This is a genomic window from Phreatobacter sp. (assembly GCF_027532945.1).
In the GTDB taxonomy this organism is placed as follows: Bacteria; Pseudomonadota; Alphaproteobacteria; order Rhizobiales; family Phreatobacteraceae; genus Phreatobacter.
This window is the reverse complement of record NZ_JAPZTZ010000004.1, coordinates 239900-258464: the sequence shown is the minus strand read 5'-3', so window position 1 is coordinate 258464 and position 18565 is coordinate 239900. Positions and strand designations below refer to the sequence as shown.

The 18565-nt window shown below is 69.1% G+C and carries 20 protein-coding genes; 14 read left to right on the top strand and 6 right to left on the bottom strand.

What is annotated here, in order from left to right:
- The first annotated feature begins 214 nt into the window (after positions 1-214).
- The 7 genes from O9344_RS03975 (at position 215) to O9344_RS03945 (ending at position 5527) form a co-directional block, all read left to right on the top strand.
- Positions 215-1723 carry a 6-hydroxynicotinate reductase gene (locus O9344_RS03975; protein ID WP_298473280.1) on the top strand — a complete coding sequence of 503 codons (1509 nt, stop codon included), beginning with the start codon at positions 215-217 and terminating at the stop codon, positions 1721-1723.
- A complete protein-coding gene (locus O9344_RS03970) occupies positions 1720-2178 on the top strand; it encodes a MarR family transcriptional regulator (protein ID WP_298473075.1) in 459 nt (152 codons plus the stop codon). The genes O9344_RS03975 and O9344_RS03970 overlap by 4 nt, the downstream gene beginning before the upstream one ends.
- Positions 2179-2181: 3 nt before the next feature.
- Positions 2182-3048, top strand: a complete 867-nt coding sequence (locus tag O9344_RS03965) for a UPF0280 family protein (RefSeq protein ID WP_298473074.1) — start codon at positions 2182-2184, stop codon at positions 3046-3048.
- Entirely contained in the window at positions 3045-3626 is a 582-nt protein-coding gene (locus tag O9344_RS03960; protein ID WP_298473072.1) for an amino acid synthesis family protein, read from the top strand. Before O9344_RS03965 ends, O9344_RS03960 begins: the two co-directional genes overlap by 4 nt.
- A gap of 59 nt (positions 3627-3685) precedes the next feature.
- Positions 3686-3973 (top strand): BrnT family toxin, encoded by a 288-nt coding sequence (locus O9344_RS03955; protein ID WP_298473068.1) that lies wholly within the window; start codon positions 3686-3688, stop codon positions 3971-3973.
- Complete coding sequence (locus O9344_RS03950; protein WP_298473065.1) at positions 3954-4304, top strand: helix-turn-helix domain-containing protein; 351 nt, start codon at positions 3954-3956, stop codon at positions 4302-4304. Before O9344_RS03955 ends, O9344_RS03950 begins: the two co-directional genes overlap by 20 nt.
- Positions 4305-4396: 92 nt before the next feature.
- Positions 4397-5527, top strand: coding sequence for a CaiB/BaiF CoA-transferase family protein (locus tag O9344_RS03945; RefSeq protein ID WP_298473062.1), 1131 nt, complete (start codon positions 4397-4399; stop codon positions 5525-5527).
- Here the strand turns inward: O9344_RS03945 and O9344_RS03940 are convergent, their stop codons facing one another.
- Complete coding sequence (locus O9344_RS03940) at positions 5528-6154, bottom strand: histidine phosphatase family protein (protein WP_298473059.1); 627 nt, start codon at positions 6152-6154, stop codon at positions 5528-5530.
- A 150-nt stretch (positions 6155-6304) separates the two neighbouring features.
- On the opposite strand from O9344_RS03940, the gene O9344_RS03935 reads away from it, so the two are divergent.
- Positions 6305-7306, top strand: coding sequence for a WD40 repeat domain-containing protein (locus O9344_RS03935; protein WP_298473056.1), 1002 nt, complete (start codon positions 6305-6307; stop codon positions 7304-7306).
- On the opposite strand, the gene O9344_RS03930 is transcribed toward O9344_RS03935, so the two are convergent.
- From O9344_RS03930 to O9344_RS03915, 4 genes are all read right to left on the bottom strand, one after another.
- Complete coding sequence (locus O9344_RS03930; RefSeq protein WP_298473053.1) at positions 7303-10080, bottom strand: DUF2339 domain-containing protein; 2778 nt, start codon at positions 10078-10080, stop codon at positions 7303-7305. The genes O9344_RS03935 and O9344_RS03930 overlap by 4 nt on opposite strands.
- 143 nt (positions 10081-10223) lie before the next feature.
- A complete protein-coding gene (locus O9344_RS03925; protein WP_298473051.1) occupies positions 10224-10820 on the bottom strand; it encodes a TetR/AcrR family transcriptional regulator in 597 nt (198 codons plus the stop codon).
- Between the two features lie 55 nt (positions 10821-10875).
- Entirely contained in the window at positions 10876-11400 is a 525-nt protein-coding gene (locus O9344_RS03920; protein WP_298473049.1) for a tyrosine phosphatase family protein, read from the bottom strand.
- A 94-nt stretch (positions 11401-11494) separates the two neighbouring features.
- Positions 11495-12118: an HD family hydrolase gene (locus O9344_RS03915; RefSeq protein WP_298473047.1), complete on the bottom strand. Its 624-nt coding sequence runs from the start codon at positions 12116-12118 to the stop codon at positions 11495-11497.
- 139 nt (positions 12119-12257) lie between these two features.
- Here O9344_RS03915 and O9344_RS03910 point away from each other — a divergent pair, with 139 nt between their 5' ends.
- Positions 12258-13268, top strand: coding sequence for a heparan-alpha-glucosaminide N-acetyltransferase (locus O9344_RS03910; protein ID WP_298473043.1), 1011 nt, complete (start codon positions 12258-12260; stop codon positions 13266-13268).
- 12 nt (positions 13269-13280) lie between these two features.
- On the opposite strand, the gene O9344_RS03905 is transcribed toward O9344_RS03910, so the two are convergent.
- The gene (locus tag O9344_RS03905) at positions 13281-13877 is read right to left on the bottom strand and encodes a DNA-3-methyladenine glycosylase I (protein ID WP_298473040.1); all 597 of its coding nucleotides are present in this window, start codon (positions 13875-13877) and stop codon (positions 13281-13283) included.
- 159 nt (positions 13878-14036) lie between these two features.
- Between O9344_RS03905 and O9344_RS03900 the strand changes: the two genes are divergently transcribed.
- From O9344_RS03900 to O9344_RS03880, 5 genes are all read left to right on the top strand, one after another.
- A complete protein-coding gene (locus O9344_RS03900; protein ID WP_298473037.1) occupies positions 14037-15209 on the top strand; it encodes an ABC transporter substrate-binding protein in 1173 nt (390 codons plus the stop codon).
- Positions 15210-15398: 189 nt separating this feature from the next.
- Positions 15399-16322: a branched-chain amino acid ABC transporter permease gene (locus O9344_RS03895; RefSeq protein WP_298473033.1), complete on the top strand. Its 924-nt coding sequence runs from the start codon at positions 15399-15401 to the stop codon at positions 16320-16322.
- A 3-nt stretch (positions 16323-16325) separates the two neighbouring features.
- Entirely contained in the window at positions 16326-17294 is a 969-nt protein-coding gene (locus O9344_RS03890; RefSeq protein ID WP_298473030.1) for a branched-chain amino acid ABC transporter permease, read from the top strand.
- Positions 17294-18049, top strand: coding sequence for an ABC transporter ATP-binding protein (locus O9344_RS03885; RefSeq protein ID WP_298473027.1), 756 nt, complete (start codon positions 17294-17296; stop codon positions 18047-18049). Before O9344_RS03890 ends, O9344_RS03885 begins: the two co-directional genes overlap by 1 nt.
- Positions 18050-18060: 11 nt before the next feature.
- Positions 18061-18564 carry a MarR family transcriptional regulator gene (locus O9344_RS03880; protein WP_298473276.1) on the top strand — a complete coding sequence of 168 codons (504 nt, stop codon included), beginning with the start codon at positions 18061-18063 and terminating at the stop codon, positions 18562-18564.
- Position 18565 lies beyond the last annotated feature (1 nt).

The following is an 18565-nucleotide window of genomic DNA, read 5'->3' as shown; positions in this document are numbered from 1 at the left end:
CGCGAAGGGCGTGGGCGAACCCGCCCTCGTCGCGACCGCCCCGGCCATTCTCGGCGCCATCCGCCACGCGGTCGGCGCGCGCATGACCGAGGTGCCCGTGCTGCCGCACAAGCTCTGGGCGGCGATGCAGGGCCAGAGGGAGGCGGCGGAATCAGCACGCAGTTGCATCAGCCGCCGTGCCCTCAGCATGCAAGGTCCACCTCAGGAGGTCGCCATGACCGCCACTGACCACCTCTCGCTCGAGGCGCGCTCGAAGAAGTTCGGCGCGGCGGAAGCCGACGGCATCCTGCGCTGCGACGCCTGCCCCGTCCTCTGCCGCATCCGCCCGGGACGGGCGGGTGCCTGCTCGCGCTATGCGAACGAGAACGGCCAGCTGGTGCGCACCGATCCGGTCGTGCTGCTCGCAAAGACGGTCGAGGACGGCGGCAAGCTCGTCGAATTCGGCAAGAATGACTGGGACGGCCAGGTGCTCGATCCCTCCCGCACCTTCGTCACAGCCATCGGCGCGGGCACCACCTATCCCGACTACAAGCCGGCCCCGTTCATTGTCTCGGCGGAGCATGAGGGCGTCGACACGGTCACCGTCGTGACCGAGGGCATCTTCAGCTATTGCGGCGTGAAGGTGAAGATCGACACCGACCGGCATCTCGGGCCCGAGGCTGCGCCCATCCGCGTCGGCGGCGAGCAGGTCGGCCATGTGACGACGGCCGAATATGGCAGCCAGATGCTCTCCATCGGCGGCGTTCGCCACCTGACCGGCGGCTCGAAGAAGGAGGGCAACGTCACCTGCGAGACGATGCTCAAGCTCTGCGCCGGCGAGGCCGTCACCATGACCATCGACGGCGGCCATGAGGTGGTCGTCGCAGCGAACCAGGCGCCCATCGTCGACGGCAAGCCCGAACAGCGCATGCGGGTCGGATGCGGCTCGGCCACCGTCGGCATCTTCGCCAAGCAGTGGCTCGGCCATGTCGACGAGGTCATCGTCGTCGACGACCACATCACCGGCGTGCTGACCGAGCATCAGGCGGGCAAGGTGCTCGACATGCGGGCCGCCGGTATCCGCGTGCGCGGCCGCAAATCCACTCCCGGCCGCTATTTCCAGGTCGCCAATCCCGGCATCGGCTGGGGCGGCACCGACATCGAGGACCCGCTGTCGATCATCCAGAAGATCGACCCCGACGTGGCCTGGCCGGGCCTGCGCCTGCTCCTCACCTCCACCACCGGCGAGCATTTCCTCTATTGCGTGCTGGACGAGAACCTCGTGCCGCAGCCCGCCCCCATCCCCGAGGCGGTGATGAAGGTGGTCGACCGCATCGGCGAGAACTGCGAGCCCTCGCTCTGCACCGTGCTGTTCATGGCGGGCGCGGGCGGGAGCCTTCGCGCCGGGGTCACCGAAAACCCGGTGCTGCTGACCCGGTCGGTGGCGAGCGGCGAGACCCGCGTCACCATGGGCGGCGCGCCGGTCTATCTCTGGCCGGGCGGGGGCATCACCGTCATGGCCGATGTCACCAAGCTGCCGAAGAACGCCTTCGGCTCGGTGCCGACGCCGGCCATTGTCGCGCCCATCGAGTTCACCCTGCCGCGGGCGCTCTACGAACAGCTCGGCGGGCACATGGAGGACATCGTCTCCATCGACGACATCCTGCGCGACGTGGCGCCGACCGCCCGCATCGACGGCTGGATCGCCGGCAATCCCTGGCCCTTCCCGGAGAAGCAGTCGTGACGGCGAAGCGCGCGAAGGCGACCCAGGAGACGCCGCAGGAGCGGCCCTATGTGCTGGAGGAGCAGATCGGCTTCCTCATCCGGCGCGCCCACCAGCGCGCCAGCGCCATTTTCGAGCAGGTGATGGACGGCTTCGACGTGACGCCGGTGCAATATGCCGCCCTCGCCAAGCTGCACGACCTCGGCCCCACCTCGCAGAACCAGCTGGGGCGCATGGTTGGCATCGACCCCGCTACCATGTTCGGCGTCGCCGGCCGGCTCGCCAAGCGCGGGCTCGTCTCGCCCTCCGTCGACCCCAACGACGCGCGGCTCGTCCTTCTCAGCCTCACCGCCGCCGGCCGCGAGGCGGTGGAGGGCATGAAGGCGCTGGGGCCGGTCGTCACGGCGCGCACGCTGGAGCCGCTGAGCGAGGAGGAGGCCGCGACGCTCATCGCGCTCCTCGGCCGCATCGGCTGAGCCATGTGGGAGCCGCCCGCCGTCCAGCCGCTCACCGGCGACCGGCTGCACCTGCAGCACGGTCCGATCGACCTGGTGCTACGCGCCTGGGGGGCGGCCAGCGCGGTGCGCGAGGCCTATGATGCCGCCATCGCCCGCTTCCAGACGGTGCTGCCGGAGCTCGTCGGCGAGCTTTCCGAACTGCGCAAGCCGATGACCGAGAAGCCGCAGGTGGAAGGCCCGGTCGCGCAGCGCATGGTCGCGGCCTGCCGGCCTCATGTGGGCGTCTTCGTCACGCCCATGGCGGCGGTGGCGGGGGCGGTGGCCGACGAGATCCTGTCGGTGATGGTGGAGGCCGCGCCCCTCGACCGCGCCTTCGTCAATGATGGCGGCGACATCGCGGTGCATCTCACCGAAGGCGAGACGCTTGACGTGGCGCTCGCCGCTGACTTCGCGCGCGGACCTATCCCGGCCCTGAACGGCCGTCTGTGCCTTTCCCATGGCGACGGAATCGGCGGCATCGCCACCTCGGGCGCGCAGGGGCGCTCCTTCTCGCTCGGCATCGCCGATTCCGTGACGATCCTCGCGCGCGACGCGGCGAGCGCCGATGTGGCCGCGACCTTGATCGCCAATGCGGTGGATGCCGACCATCCCGCCGTGGAGCGTCGCCCGGCTGAGACGCTCGATCCCGACAGCGACCTCGGCGACCGGTTGGTCACGACGGCGGTCGGGCCCCTGCCCTCCCCCGTCATTGCCGCGGCGCTCGCGGCCGGCCTTGCGCGCGCCGATCAGTTTCAGCGGCGCGGCCTCATCTTCGACGCGGCCCTCGTCCTCCAGGGCGACAGCCGCATCCTCGGCAAAAGCAGACCCATGAGGGAGATCCGATCATGAGTATCGACGTCAGGAAGATCGTCGTCGGCGTCGAGGAGGTCCGCCACGACGGCGGGCCAAAGCTCGACAAGCCCATCCTCAAGGGGTGGGTCGCGGCGGTGCTGAAGAACCCCTTCGCCGGCCGCTATGTCGAGGACATCCAGCCGATGATGGACGACCTGAAGCCGCTCGGCCTCGAATGCTCGACCAAGCTGCTGAAGGCCCTCGGCGGCGACACCACGGCCATCGAGGCCTATGGCAAGGGTTCGTTGGTCGGCTCCGCCGGTGAACTGGAACACGGGGCGCTCTGGCACGTGCCGGGCGGCTATGCCATGCGCGAACTGCTCGGCGAGGCCCTGGCCATCGTGCCGTCCATGACCAAGGTCGGGCCGATGGGCGCCATCCTCGACGTGCCGATCCACCACCGCAACGCGGCCTATGTGCGCTCGCATTTCGACGGCGTTACGCTGATGGTGCAGGATAGCCCGCGCGCCGACGAAATCCTCTTCGCGCTGGCCATGACCACCGGCGGCCGGCCGCATCCGCGCATGGGCGGCCTGACACAGGACCAGATTTCCAAGCGCGACGGCCAGAGGTGAGTCGTCGATAAGATACATGTCATGATTGCGTATCATACGGATTTTCCGTATGATAATTTATGGCGTCTTCGCTCGACTTCGACTGGCATGATGGGAAGGCTGCTTCGAACCTGAAGAAGCATGGCCTGTCATTCGCGGATGCACGGCGGGTCTTCTTCGATCCGCTGCGCGTCGACAGGGACTCGACGAGGGCGGCGGACGGCGAAGAGCGGCGCAAGGTCACCGGACAGATCGGTACCAAGCTCTACACCGTCGTCTATACAGAGCGCGGTCGTCTTGTCTGGCTCATTTCGGCCCGTCGCGCCAACCGCACCGAGGAGAAGCGCTATGGGCCGGTTCCCGCTTGATCCGAACAACCTGCCGCCGCTCGACCCGGATTTCGAGCGGCGCATGGACGCCATGACGCCGGAGGAGATCGAGCAGAACGCGCTCGATGATCCGGACAATCCGCCCTCCACCGAGGAGGAACTCGACCGCGGCGTCGCCGGCCGGCGCGTCCGGCTGCTGCGCCAGTCGCTGAACCTCAGCCAGCCGCAATTTGCCGAGCGCTACCGCATCAATCTCGGCCGGCTGCGCGATATCGAGCAGGGCCGCACCATGCCGGACAGCGCCTTCCTCGCCTATATCACGGTCATCGAGCAGGAGCGCGAGGCGGTGGACCGGGCGCTGGCCTCCTGACGGCGTCAGGCCTGCCCTTCGGTTCCGCCTCTGGACCGGAGCGCCGGCCTGTCTCTATGGAGGGCGAACCATCCCTCGCGTGAGCCTGCCCCATGTCCTCGCAGACCGACCTGTCTGGCCTCCTCGTCGTCTCCGTCGAACAGGCGGTGGCCGCGCCCTATGCCGCATCGCGCCTCGCCGATGCGGGCGCCCGCGTCATCAAGATCGAGCGCGACGAGGGTGACTTCGCCCGCCGCTACGACAGGGCGGTGGACGGCGAGAGCGCCTATTTCGTCTGGCTGAACCGCGGCAAGGAATCGGTCGTCCTCGACCTGAAGGATGCCGGCGACCAGGCGGTGCTGGCGGCGATGATCGTAAAGGCGGATGTCTTCATCCAGAACCTTGCGCCGGGCGCACTGAAGCGCATCGGCTTCGACCCGGCAGAGCTGCGCGCCAGGCACCCCCGCCTCATCACCTGCTCCATTTCCGGCTATGGCGAGGAAGGCCCCTGGCAGCACCTCAAGGCCTATGACCTGCTGGTCCAGGCCGAGTCGGGCCTCTCCGAGATCACCGGCGAGGGCGATGCCCGCGCGCGCGTCGGCGTCTCGGTCTGCGACATCGCCGCGGGCATGACCGCCTTCCAGGCGATCCTCCAGGCGCTGATCGGCCGATCCATCACCGGCGAGGGCCGGCACATCGCCGTGTCGCTCTACCACGCGCTCGCTGACTGGATGAACGTGCCCTACCTCCAATACGCCTATGGCGGCATCTATCCGCCCCGTTCGGGCCTCAACCACCCGACCATCGCACCCTATGGCGCCTATCCATGCGCCGACGGCAAGGCGATCCTCTTCTCGATCCAGAACGAGCGGGAATGGGCCTCGCTCTGCGAGAACGTGCTGGACGACGCGACGATCGCCACCGATCCGCGCTTCGACGCCAATGTGAAGCGCGTCGCCAATCGCGCCGCGCTCGACGCCATCATCCTCGCAGCCTTCGCCCGCCATCCCCGCGAGGCGGTGGTGGAGAGGCTGGAGAAGGCGAAGGTCGCCTATGGCCGCGTGTCGTCGCTCGACGACCTCAAGGTCCACCCGCAGAACCGCTACATGGAGGTGGACACGCCTGCCGGCCGGAAGCGGATGCTGGCCCCCGGCGCGCTGCACGACGGCACGGTGCCGCAGTTCGGGCCCGTGCCTTCGCTGGGGCAACACACGGCGGCGGTCAAGGCCGAGTTCGGCGGGTGATCACCCCGCCGCAGTCGCCTCCCAGCCGCCGCTGGCGCGCTGGAAGAGGATCGGCGTGGCGTTGCGGCGCAACTCGGTGTGCAGGTCGACACCGGTGAGCGCGGCGAGCACCAGCAGCACGCCGCCATGGGAGACGAGGAGGAGATCGCCCTCGGGATCGTCCTCGCGGGCGAGCCAGCGGGAAAGCCCGTTGCCGGTGCGGTGGACGAAGGTCTCCAGGCTCTCGCAGGCCGGCGGATCGACGCGCCAGTCGAGTGTGCCGACCGGCGTGCCGAAGAGGCCGATATATATGCGCTCCTGCAACGCGGCGTCAGGCTCAGGCGTGATGTCGCGGCCGTCGGTGACGACGGCGGCGGTCCGCCAGGCGCGCATCATCGGGCTTGCCACGACGCGGGAGATGGAGGCGAGCGCCAGGATCGAGGCGGCCTCGGCGGCCTGAGCCTCACCAGCAGTGTTCAGCGGCGTCTCGGGAAACTGGTAGACGCCCTTACGGTTGCCCTCGGTCTCGCCGTGGCGAAGGAAGATGAAGCGCGACAGGCGCGGCCGGAAGGGGATGGCGCGAACCAGGTCCTGGATGGCGTCATATCCGAGCGTCGGCGCGACCTGGGTCGGGGTTCCGCTGGCCAAGGGATCATCTCCGGGGCGTCAAGAGGGCGCTGCAATGGACCAGCCTTGCGACGATGTCAAAGGGGCCGCACCCCGTCCTCCACCGTTCTCGCTCTCGCCACCATCGTCTCCCCCTCGCCAATACCCCTGCCTTCGGCTAGCTAGGGCTCCATGACGAGCGAGACGAAGCGCCCTTCCATCCGCGAGCGCATCCGCGCCATCGACCCTGGCGAGACGGTGATCGCCGCGCATTTCCTCGGGGATCAGGCCGCATTGCTGCTGGCGAGCGGCGAAGCGGTGCTGGCGGGTGCCTCGGACCGGCGCGTCACCCTGCATGAGGGCGGCATCCTCGACAGCGCCTCGGACGGCGCGGTTCTCGTCACCGCGGGCGACGACGGTCGGGTCGTTCTGCTGGACGCGAAGGGCGAGCCGCGCATGGTGCATGACAGCGGCGGCACATGGATCGACCGGGTGGCGGTCGGCCCGTCCCGCAGCCTCGCCTGGAGTGCCGGGCGCACGGTCACCTACAGGCCGGAGAAGGGCGAGGCGAAGACGCTGGCGCTGCCCTCCGCCTGTGGCGGTATCGCCTTCTTCCCCAAAGGCCAGCGCCTCGCCCTCGCCCACTACAACGGCGCGACGCTCTGGTATCCGAACGTCGCCGGCGAGCCGCAGAAGCTCGAATGGAAGGGCTCCCATCTCGGCATCACGGTGAGCGCCGACCAGCGTTTCGTCGTCACCACCATGCAGGAGCCGCAGCTCCACGGCTGGCGACTGGAAGATGGCCAGCACATGCGCATGTCCGGCTATCCCGGCAAGGTGCGTTCCTTCGCCTGGACCCATGGCGGCAAGTTCCTGGCGACGTCCGGGGCGAGCGAGGCCATCCTCTGGCCGTTCAGCGGCAAGAACGGCCCGATGGGCGTCAACCCCACCATGATCGCCCCGGCGGCCAAGGCCGGCATCAAGGTGACGCAGGTCGCCGGCCACCCGGCCGCGCCCGTCGTCGCCGCCGGCTTTGCCGACGGCCTCATCCTGCTCTGCCGCATCGAGGACGGCGCGGAGATCCTCATGCGCGAGCCGGACGGCGACGCGGTGACGGCGCTTGCGTGGCGCGCCGACGGCAAGGCCGCCGCCTTCGGCACCGAAAGCGGCAAGGCTGGCATCGCCCTGCTCTAGACGCCGCCCGCCGCGCGCGCCTGGGCGATGCCGAGGACGCGCTGGTAGATGCGACCGACGACCAGCAGGACGAGGCCAAGGCCGATGAAGGACAGGGCCCGCCACAGGCCTGTCAGCCCCGCCATGTCGATGAGGAAGACCGTCAGCACGGCGAGCGCCACCAGCGCCGCTGAAGCGAGACGCAGCGTCCGGCTGCCGAGGACGGCGCCCGCCCCGAGCAGCGCGAGGCCGAAGGCGAGCCAGACCGCCGAATAGGCGTAGAGCTCGGCATCGCCGATGCGCCAGAGCGACACCTCACCGCGGAACAGCATGGCGACGACGATATTGGCGTAGGTCACCAGCATGGCGAGGCCGAAGAGGCCCATGACGCGGCCCTCGATGATCCGTCCGGCGCGGCGGTCGAAATAGGCCGAGGAAAACGCCAGCACCGCGCCGAAGCCGTAGCCGAGCAGCGCCCAGTTGACGATGGCGTGGGTCCCGACGGGACGTCCGGTGAGCCAGGGATTGAAGGCAAAGCCCATGACCACCGCGATCCAGGCCCAGGAGGCGAAGCGCGCGACGACGAGAGCATTGTCCCACAGCGCGCCGCTGCGCCATGCGGCAAGGCGCGACAAGCCGAGGCCGAAGGCGAGCATGGTCACCGTGTGGGTCGCGGCCTCCGGGAAGGTCAGCGGCGCTGCGTGCAGGCGCAGTCCGGCTGCCCCGAAGGCGTGGCGCACCTGAACGATGACCAGCAGCGCGCTGAAGACCATGGCGAGCCCTTCGAGGATCGCCACCGGCTCGTCCTCGCCGCGCCGGCGGCGTAGCAGGATCGAGGCCGCGATCGCCGCAAGGGCCGGCAGGCCATAGCCCGGCAGCAGCCAGTTGAAGACGATGGTCTCGCCGACATCGGCGCCGTTGATGGCGGGGTCCCAGAGGACGCGACCGAGCACTCCGACCCCGGCCAGCGTCGCAACCCAGCGCAGCTGGGGCAGCGGGCGGAAGGTGTAGACCCAGGCTATGGCCGCGACCATGGCGGCGAGGGCAAGGGTGAGCCAGGCGCGCTCGAGCAGCAGGGTGAGCGCGAAGGCGACAGCCGCCAGCGCACCGATGGCGTAGATGGCTGCGGCCGAGGCGAGGCCCGGCCGCTGGCCGGAGCGCAGCCGGTGGGCGGCCTCCGTCGCGACTGCGAAGCTCGCGGCGAGGACCATGGCGATGGCGGCAAAGCGCGGCGAGATGACGAAGCCCTCGACCTTGCCATAGACAATGGCGAGGAGCGCCAGCGGCATGGCGACCGAGGTCGCGGCGAGGATGAGGACGGTCACCGCCTCGCGCTGGCGACGCATCACCGCGATGGCCGCAGGGCCGATGCCGAAGACGAGGCCGAAGGCGAGGCCAGCCCAACCGATACGGGCGAGGACCTCGGGATAGGTCGGCGGGACGCCGAGCGGATCGAGCATGGTGGAGGGCTTCACGCCGGTGACCCAGCCAAGCAGGACGAGGAGCGCGAGCACGCCGGTCGCCGGCACGGCCAGCACCACGGACGGCGCCCGCCAGACGATGGCGAGGACGCCCAGCGACAGGACGAGGTAGAGCGCGACCGCCAGGAGGTCCTGCCGGCTTTCCATGACCGCGAACATGCCGAGCAGGGCGAAGGCGGCGAGAATGGCGGTGGCCTGCCCGTCCATGCCGCGCTCGCGCGGCGGCGCGAAGCGGATGCCCGGGACCACCAGCAATGCGGCGGTGACGATGCCGGCCAGCGCCTGGATGAGGCTCGGATAGGCCCCGCCCCCGGTGCCGATCATGGTGATGGTGCCGAGGAACACCGCAAGACAGGTGGCGGCACCGCGCAGCCAGGGCCAGTCGCGGATCCAGGCGAGAGTGAAGCAGGCGGCAGTGATGATCGCCGCATAGATCGGGAAGATGTACGGGTTCGGATTGGCCGAGGCGACGAGGAAAGGCGCGGCGAAGGCGGCGACGAGGCCGATACCGCCAAGCAGCGGTCCATGCAGGCCGGCAAGGACCAGCGTGCCCATGCCGACGGCCGCCAGCGCGACGAAGGTGAAGGCTGGGCCGATGAAGTCGTAGAGCGCATGGGCTGCGTAGATCGTGCCGAAAGCGGCGACGGCGCCGGCCCCCGTCAGCGCCGCCGGAATGTCGGCGAGCGGCAGGGTCGGCAGGCCCTTGTCGCTGCGGCGCAGCCACTCGCCGCCGGCGAGCAGCGCCAGCGAGAAGATCAGGCCGAAGGCGATGCGCAGGCCCGGGCCGATGAGCCCTGCCTCGATGGAATAGCGAACAAGAAAGAGGCCACCGAGGCCGAGGGCGACGGCGCCGACCCAGACCGCCCAGCGCGAACCGATGGTCTCCTCGAAGCCGCCGAGGTTGGAGGGCGGCGGCGGGGCCGTCGGGGGCGGCGGCGGAAGAGGATCGATGGCCTCCAGCGGGGCGCCGGCCGCGACGGCAGGCACGCTGCGGCGGGCAGCGACGGTCTCGGGCAGCCCCACCGGCTCGGCCGCCAATGGAGGAACTGCTTCGAGCGGGGCCATATCGGCGACGGACGGGGCTGGAACGGGAACCGGCGCGGTCACGGCCGCCTCTCCGGCAGGAGCCTGGCGCGGGGCGGCGTCGAGCGCGGCGCGCACCAGGGTCAGCTCGGTCTCGACCTGCCGTATCCGCATCTCCGCGAGATCGAGACGCCGCTTGGCGTCACCGCTGCGGATGAAGGCGACGATGGTCAGGATCGGCAGGGCAAGAACGGCAGCGATGCCGAGAAGGATGGCGAAAACGAAATCCATCGGGTGATGCCCCGTCGGTCAGCATGGTGGCCGCGGATCGCGGCCGTGCGGAGCGGTGTGGGCCATGATGGTTTCCGGCCTGTGGCGTCCGCCGGGCCGAATGTGACGTCAGTCCCTTGCCAATCCCTTAGGACGGGCTGCGGTCAGCGGACCAACTTGGGCGTGCGGCACACGAGGCGGATCGCGCTGGCCATCCGGGCGCGGTAGTCGACGGGGTCGGCCGCCTTGTGGGTGATGCCCACGGAGAGGATGATGAGATGGCCCGCTAGGTCGTCGGCGCTCAGGCCTTCGGCCGACCAGCGGGCCGGGATGCCGGCGATGGCGAGCGTTTCGGCCACCTCGGCGGCAAGGTCCCGTTCGAAGGCCCTGATCAGCGGGGCAACGAGAGCTTCGCAGGCGGCAATGATGTCGCCCATGATTGCCGATCCGATGGTGGTGGTGTGCGCCGTGCAGAAGGCGTCCAGCACCCGCGTCTCGACAGCCACGCCGTGGCGGCGCAGGAGGCCGGCCACCCGTTCGCGGAAGGCGTCGAGGGTGCGCTCCACGGCGGCAGCGAAGATGGCTTCCTTCGAGGAAAACTGACTGTAGAGGCTGTCTGGCGACACGCCGGCGACGCGGGCGATGTCCTCCATGGCGGCGCCACGGAAGCCATGGCGGACGAAGACCTGGTCCGCCGCATCGAGGATTGCCCCGCGAAGCGCGGCGCCTTCCATCGGGGCAATGGCGTATATGGTCGGCATGGCCCACCACCTAGCCACAATCCCCTAAACTGTACAGTCGTTCGTCGGTATATTCTCAACGTCCCAACCGCAGCGCGAAAGGCACGCCCTCGAAGGCATCGGCGCCGCGGCCAATGCGCTGGATGGCGGTGGCCATGCGGCCATTCCGGCCCAGCATGGCGTCAGCGATGGTGACGAGGCGCAGGTTCGGCGTGGCGCTGGGGCTCAGCCGGCGGATCTCGTCGGCGAGCGCCTCCTCGTCCGCTTCCGGATCGATGGCGCAGGCGGTGATGTAGGCGGCGGCGGTCGATCGGCTGATGCCGGCCCAGCAATGGACCACCAGCGGGCTCGCCGCGCCGTGGGTACGCCACCAGCCGTCGACGAAGCCGAGAAGGCGTTCGACATGGGCCTCGGCCGGGGCGATGTAGCCGTCCATCGGCGTGACGATGTCGTTCATGCCGAGGAAAAGGTGGTCCTCCGCCGCGACGCTGCGCGGCCGCTCGACCACTGTCCCCTGGTTGATGAGAGTCACGACGTGCCGCGCACCGGTCGCCTCCACGGTCTCGGCGAGGCGGGAGAGCGAGCAGACATGGACGTGCATGGAGCGAATCTCCCGTGAAACGGCCAGACAATGGCTCGCGATTGTTGCAGTGATGATGCGACGGCGCGCGCCGCAGGATGACGCAGGCCGGCGTTCAGGGCGACAGCAGGGCGAAGCGGTCGAGGAAGGCGGCCTTGGCCGTCTCCGCGTCCATCGGCACGAGGACCGGCGGAACGCCACGTGGCCCGCCATAGAGGCCCGTCGGCCGGCCGAACAGGGTCGAGGCCTCCTCGACGCCGAAGCCGGCAAGCTGCGTCGCCTCGAGGAAGGCGGAGACGTGGTCGGCCTTCTTGGTGAGCGCAGCGATCTCGGCCGGGACCTCGGCCGGCAGGCCGAAGCGGATGTGGATCGCCGCCATGAGCCGCTTCTCCACCGCCTTGTAGTCGCCGCCGATGACGCCCTTGAACGGCGAGATCATGTCGCCGATCACATATTCCGGCGCGTCGTGCAGCAGCACGGCGAGGCGCCAGCGGCGCTCCAGCCCCGGCTTCATCCGACAGGCGATGTCCTCCACCAGCAGCGAATGCTGCGCCACCGAGAAACCGTGGGCGCCGGTCGTCTGGCCGTTCCAGCGGGCGACACGGGCGAGGCCATGGGCGATATCCTCGATCTCGACGTCGAGCGGCGAGGGATCGAGCAGGTCGAGGCGGCGGCCGGAGAGCATGCGCTGCCAGGCGCGCGGCGGCTTGCTGCGGGGGGAGGTTGAGCGGGAGGTCATGGTTCTTCCTGCCTGCTTCGCGGCAGGGCGGCAAGACGGTCGGGACATCCCCATGGCGGCTGCGGCCATGGACGGGGGAACGGCTTCGGGCTAACCGGGTTCAACCCATCGCGCCCGCCGCGCGTGCCGAGGATTCCCCATGACGATAGCCGAGCCGGTCCGCCTGCCGGAGCCCATCATCGACCGGCCGCGGCCACCGCGCATCGCCGCTGTCGACATGGCGCGCGGCGTCGCCCTCCTCGCCATGTTCATCTACCACTTCGCCTGGGACCTCTCCTTCTTCCGCCTCATCACCACCGACGTGGTGGCGCATCAGGGCTGGAAATGGTTCGCCCACATCATCGCCGGTTCATTCCTCGCCCTGGTCGGGGTGAGCCTCGTCCTCGCCACCCGCGATGGCCTTGATCGCGCCGGCTTCCTCAGCCGGCTCGCCTTCGTCGCGGGCGGCGCAGCGCTGGTCACGGCAGGGACCTATGCCTTCACGCCGGACGCCTATGTGTTCTTCGGCATCCTTCACCATATCGCCGTGGCGAGCGTCCTCGCCCTGCCCTTCCTCGCACTGCCGCTGCTGGCCGTGGCGGGCGCGGCGATCACCGCCTTCGCGCTGCCGGCGCTCATCCGCCATCCGCTTCTCGACGCCGACCTGACGCTGTGGCTCGGCCTCAGCGACCGCCCGATCAATTCGGGGGACTTCGTGCCGCTGTTCCCCTGGTTCGGCTGCGTGCTCCTTGGCATGGTGCTGGCGCGGCTAGTGCTGGCACGGGGCGGCGAGGCGCGGCTCGCGGCCATTCAGGAGACCACGGCTCCGGCGCGCCTGCTCGGCTGGATGGGGCGGCACTCGTTGCCGATCTACCTCATCCACCAGCCCGTCTTCATCGGCCTGTTGTCCGCATTGGTCTGGCTGTTCCCCGCCGCGGTCCAGCCGCGACAGGCGGCCTTCGACCCGCAGGTACGGCCCTTCATCGCCGCCTGCGTGCAGAGCTGCACGGCGAACGGTCAGGACCGCGACCTCTGCCAGGATGCCTGCGACTGCACGGTGGACGGGCTGAAGCGCGACCGTCTGTGGAGCCAGGCGCTCGGGGGCCAGATGAGCACGGCCGAGCGCAACCGCGTGGCCGAGATCGCAAGGGTGTGCCTCAGGGGGGAGTGAGGGCGGAGCCCCTCACCCCAGCGCCTTGACCTCCTCGTGGCGGAAGCAGCCGACCACGTGGTCGTTGGTCATGCCCACCGCCTGCATGAAGGCGTACACAATGGTCGGCCCGACAAAGGTGAAGCCGCGGCGCTTCAGGTCCTTGGAGATCGCCTCCGCCACCGGCGTCTGCGTGGGGATCGCTGAGCGGTCCAGATGGTCGGGCTGGAGCGGCCGGCCATCGACATAGGTCCACAGATAATCCGAGAACCCCTCGCCGCGCGCCATCATGTCGCAATAGAGGCCGGCGGACTTCACAGTGCCCTCGATCTTGGCGCGATTGCGCACGATTCCGGGGTCCGCCATCAGCGCCTCGATCTTCTCCGGGCCGTAGCTGGCGACCACCTCCGGGCGGAAGCCGTCGAAGACCTTGCGGAAGTGCTCGCGCTTGCGGAGGATCGTGATCCACGACAAACCGGCTTGGAATCCATCGAGAATGAGCTTCTCGAACAGGGCGCGGTCGTCGCGCTCGGGCACGCCCCAATCGGTGTCGTGATAGGCGACATAGAGCGGATCGTAGCCCGGCCACCAGCACCGCGGCTTGCCGTCTGCATGATCGGTGAGCAACATCCGGACCTCCTGCCGATTTATTTTACACTTAAAATATTTTTCGCAGGTGGGGTTGTTCGCGAAAATTCCACGGCGATAATGCCTTCGCATTGGCCGCGACCACGGACAAGCCCGGGAGCGGTCGTCGACCCGAGCGTCGCTCGGGGTGGGAGGTTTTCGATGAAGCGCATCCTTCTCTCTCTGGCGTTGGGAGCGGCCGCGCTGTCGGCACCCGCGCAGGCCCAGGAGCCGATCCGTATCGGCGTGATCCAGACATTGTCAGGTCCCGGTGCCGTCCTCGGTCAGCAGGCGCGCGACGGCCTGCAGCTCGCCGTCCGCCATCTCGGTGGGCGCATGGGCGGGCGCGAGGTTCAGGTCATCGTCGTCGACGACGAGCTGAAGCCGGACGTGGCCGTCCAGCGCGTCCAGGCCCTCGTCGACCGTGACCGTGTCGACTTCGTGGTCGGACCGATCTTCTCCAACGTGCTCCAGGCCATCCACCAGCCGGTGGTGACCTCGCAGCGCGCCTTCCTCATCAGCGCCAATGCCGGCCCGTCCGTCTATGCCGGCCGCGGCTGCCACGAGAACTTCTTCGTCACCTCCTACCAGAATGACCAGGTGCACGAGGTGCTCGGCGCCTATGCCCAGCGCCAGGGCATGCAGAGGGTCTTCCTGATGACGCCGAACTACCAGGCCGGGCGCGACGCCATGGCCGGGTTCAAGCGCCACTTCCGCGGCCAGGTCGTCGACGAGGTCTATGTCCCGCTCAACACGCTGGACTTCTCCTCCGAGCTCGCCCGCATCGGCTCGTCGGGCGCCAATGCCATGTTCACCTTCATGCCGGGCGGCATGGGCGTGAACCTCGTCCGCCAGTATTCGCAGGCCGGCCTCACCCAGCGCGTGCCGTTCCTCTCCGCCTTCACCGTCGATGAATCGACGCTGCCGGCCCAGCAGGACGCCGCTGTCGGCATGATCGCCGGCATGACCTGGGCGCCGAACATGGACAATCCGCAGAACAAGAAGTTCGTCGCGGATTACGAGGCGGCCTTCGGCTCGGTGCCGGGCTCCTACGCCATGCAGGCCTATGACGCCGCCATGCTGATCGACAGCGCGGTGCGCGCCACCAATGGCAACCTGTCGAACCGCGACGCGGTGCGCACCGCCCTGCGCAAGGCCGACTTCGTGTCGCTGCGCGGCCGCTTCCGCTTCGCCAACAACCATTATCCGATCCAGGACTTCTACACCGTCCGCGCCGCCAAGCGCGCCGATGGCAAGTTCCAGACGGAGATCGTCGAGCGCATCTTCGAGAACTACACGGACGTCTACGCCGCCCAGTGCCAGATGCGCTGGTAAGCCACTCGCGACACCACCCTCTCCCCGCGTGGGAGAGGGTGGCAGCGTCAGCTGCCGGGTGAGGCCGCTTGGTCCTCACCGATACCCATCGCCACCGCTTCCGCGGCCGGCATCCTGTTGCCCGCCCTCACCCGGCGCCTCTGGCGCCACCCTCTCCCACGAGGGGAGAGGGTTTCCGATCGGCCTGCGATGTCCTCCACGCTCCTCATCATCCAGACGCTGAACGGGCTGCAGCTCGGCGTGCTGCTGTTCCTGATCGCCGCCGGCCTCACCCTGGTCTTCGGCGTGATGGACTTCATCAACCTCGCCCACGGCGTCCAGTACATGCTCGGCGCCTATCTCGCCGCCATGTTCGTGCCGCTGACGGGCAGCTTCGTGCTGGGCCTGATCCTGGCGCTCGCCACGGCCCTGCTCGTCGGCCTGGTGCTGGAGGTCGTCGTGATGCGGCACCTCTATGACCGCGACCATCTCGAACAGGTGCTGGCGACCTTCGGCCTCATCCTCTTCCTCAACGAGGGCGTGAAAATCATCTGGGGCGCAGCGCCGCTGCAGGTGCCGATGCCGCAGGCGCTCTCCGGCACGATCCGCATTGCCGACGGCGTGCTCTATCCGGTCTGGCGGCTCGCCATCATCGGTTCGGGCCTCGCGGTTGCGGTCGGGCTCTGGCTCGTTGTCACCAAGACGCGGGTCGGCATGCTGATCCGCGCCGGGGCCACCAATGCGCCGATGGTCTCGGCGCTCGGCATCGATATCCGCCGCCTCTTCATGATCGTCTTCGGCTTCGGCGCCATGCTGGCGGGTTTTGCCGGCGCCATGGCTGCGCCGGTCCTCTCGGTCGAGCCGGGCATGGGCGACAATCTCCTGATCCTCGCCTTCGTCGTCATCGTCATCGGCGGCATCGGCTCCATCCGCGGCGCCTTCGTCGGCGCGCTGCTGGTCGGCCTCGTCGACACGCTGCTGCGCTCCTTCTCGGTGGACCTCTTGCGCCTCGGCGGCCTGTCGCCCTCCGACGCGCGGACCATCGGCCCGGCGATCGCCTCCATGTCCATCTACATCCTCATGGCCGCCGTGCTGTTCTTCCGGCCGACCGGCCTCTTCCCGGCCAAGGGCTGACCGATGGCCGAGACCCCCGTCCCCCCCGTGATGCCCGCCGCCCCGCCGCTCTGGCGACGGATCTGGCTCCCCGTCCTCGTCTTCGCGCTGCTCGCCATCGTGCCGCTGATCTGGGGCGAGCGCTTCATCCTTGGCCTCGTCACCCGCGCCATGATCATGGCGATCGCCGCGCTCTCCCTCGACCTGATCCTCGGCTATGGGGCGCTGGTCTCCTTCGGCCACGCGGCCTTCCTCGGCATCGGTGCCTATGCGGTGGCGATCCTCTTCACCCACGACATTGTCGATGCCTCCATCGCCTTTCCCGTGGCGATCCTCGCCGGCGCGCTCTTCGCCCTCGTCACCGGCGCCATCTCGCTGAAGACCCGCGGTGTCTATTTCATCATGATCACGCTGGCCTTCGGGCAGATGGCGCTGTTCACCGCCACCAGCCTCTCGGCTTACGGCGGCGACGATGGCCTCAGGATGTTCCACCGTTCCGAGGTCTTCGGCTCGCGGCTTCTCGCCAATGACACGACCTTCTATTTCGTCGTGCTCGGCACCCTGCTCGCCTGTTTCCTCTTGCTCAAGGCCATCGTCGCCTCGCGCTTCGGCCGGGTGCTGCGGGGGGCCAAGGAGAACGAGCGGCGGATGCGGGCGCTCGGCTTCGATCCCTTCCTCTACCGCCTCGCCGCCTATGTCCTGGCGGGTGCGATCTGCGCGCTGGCCGGCGCGCTCTTCGCCAATCTCGGCATGTTCGTCGCCCCCGCCTACATGACCTGGCAGCGCTCGGGCGAGTTCATCGCCATGGTGGTGCTCGGCGGCATGGGCACGCTGATCGGCCCGATCATTGGCGGCATCGGCGTGACGCTGGTCGAGGAATGGCTCGCCCAGATCACCCAGCACTGGAAGGTGATCTTCGGGCCCATGGTGATCCTCGTCGCCATCTTCGCCCGCGGCGGCATCGTGAAGCTCCTGACGCGGGGAGACCGGTGATGAGCACCCCCGTCCTCTCCCTCTCCGGCCTGCACAAGAGCTACGGCGCCCTCAAGGTCACCGATGGCGTCAGCCTCGACGTCATGCCCGGCGAGCTCCACGCCATCATCGGCCCTAACGGCGCCGGCAAGACGACGCTGATCGGCGAGATCACCGGCGAGGTGGCGCTCGATGCCGGCACCATCTCCTTCTGCGGCGAAGACATCACGCGCCTGCCGATCCACCAGCGGGCGCTGCGCGGCCTCACCCGCTCCTTCCAGATCACCCAGGTCCTGCCCGGCTTCACGGCTCTGGAGAATGTCGCGACCGCCGCCCAGGCCCATGACGGCTCGTCCTTCCACTTCTTCCGCCGGGCCTCGTCCGAATCTCACCTGAACCGCGTCGCCATGGACGCGCTCGCGCAGGTCGGCCTCGCGCCCCGCGCCGGCATGGTTGCGGCGAGCCTGTCCCACGGCGAAAAGCGCCAGCTGGAAATCGCCATGGCGCTGGTCTCCTCGCCGAAGATCCTGCTCCTCGACGAGCCCATGGCCGGCATGGGCCGCGAGGAGACCGAGGGCATGGTCGAGGTGCTGATGGCGCTCAAGGGCCGCTATCCCATGGTGCTGGTCGAGCACGACATGCACGCGGTCTTCCGCCTCGCCGACCGCATCTCGGTGCTGGTCTATGGCAGGGTCATCGCCTCCGGAACGCCTGAGGCCGTTCGCGCCGACCCCGCCGTGCGCGAGGCCTATCTCGGCGAGGAGGACTTCGCGTGAGCGAGCCCGACATCGCCATCGACGCCGAGACGCGCCTCGCCCACCAGCCCCGGGATTCGCGCCCCGAGCTCAGGCTCTGGCTGCGCCTCCTCACCTGCACGACGATGATCGAGCGGGAGATCCGCCGCCGCTTGGCCGAGCGGTTCCAGATCACCCTGCCGCGCTTCGACCTGCTGGCGCAGCTCGACAAGTCGCCGGAGGGCATGACGCTCGGCGAGATTTCCAAGCGCATGATGGTCACCAACGGCAATGTCACCGGCCTTGTCGCCCGCATCGCCGAACAGGGCTTCGTCGAACGCCGCCGCGACGTCAGCGACGGGCGCGCCCAGCGCATCGTCATGACGCCCGAGGGCCACGAGCAGTTCGCCCGCATGGCGCGCGAGCATGGCGCCTGGGTGCGCGAATTGCTCGCCGGTCTCGACCCGACCGAGCGCGACGTGATGATGGGCCTGCTCGCCAAGACCAAGGCCGGCGTCGCCCGGGCGTCCGCGGCGCGCGAGGAGGCGGAGGACTGAG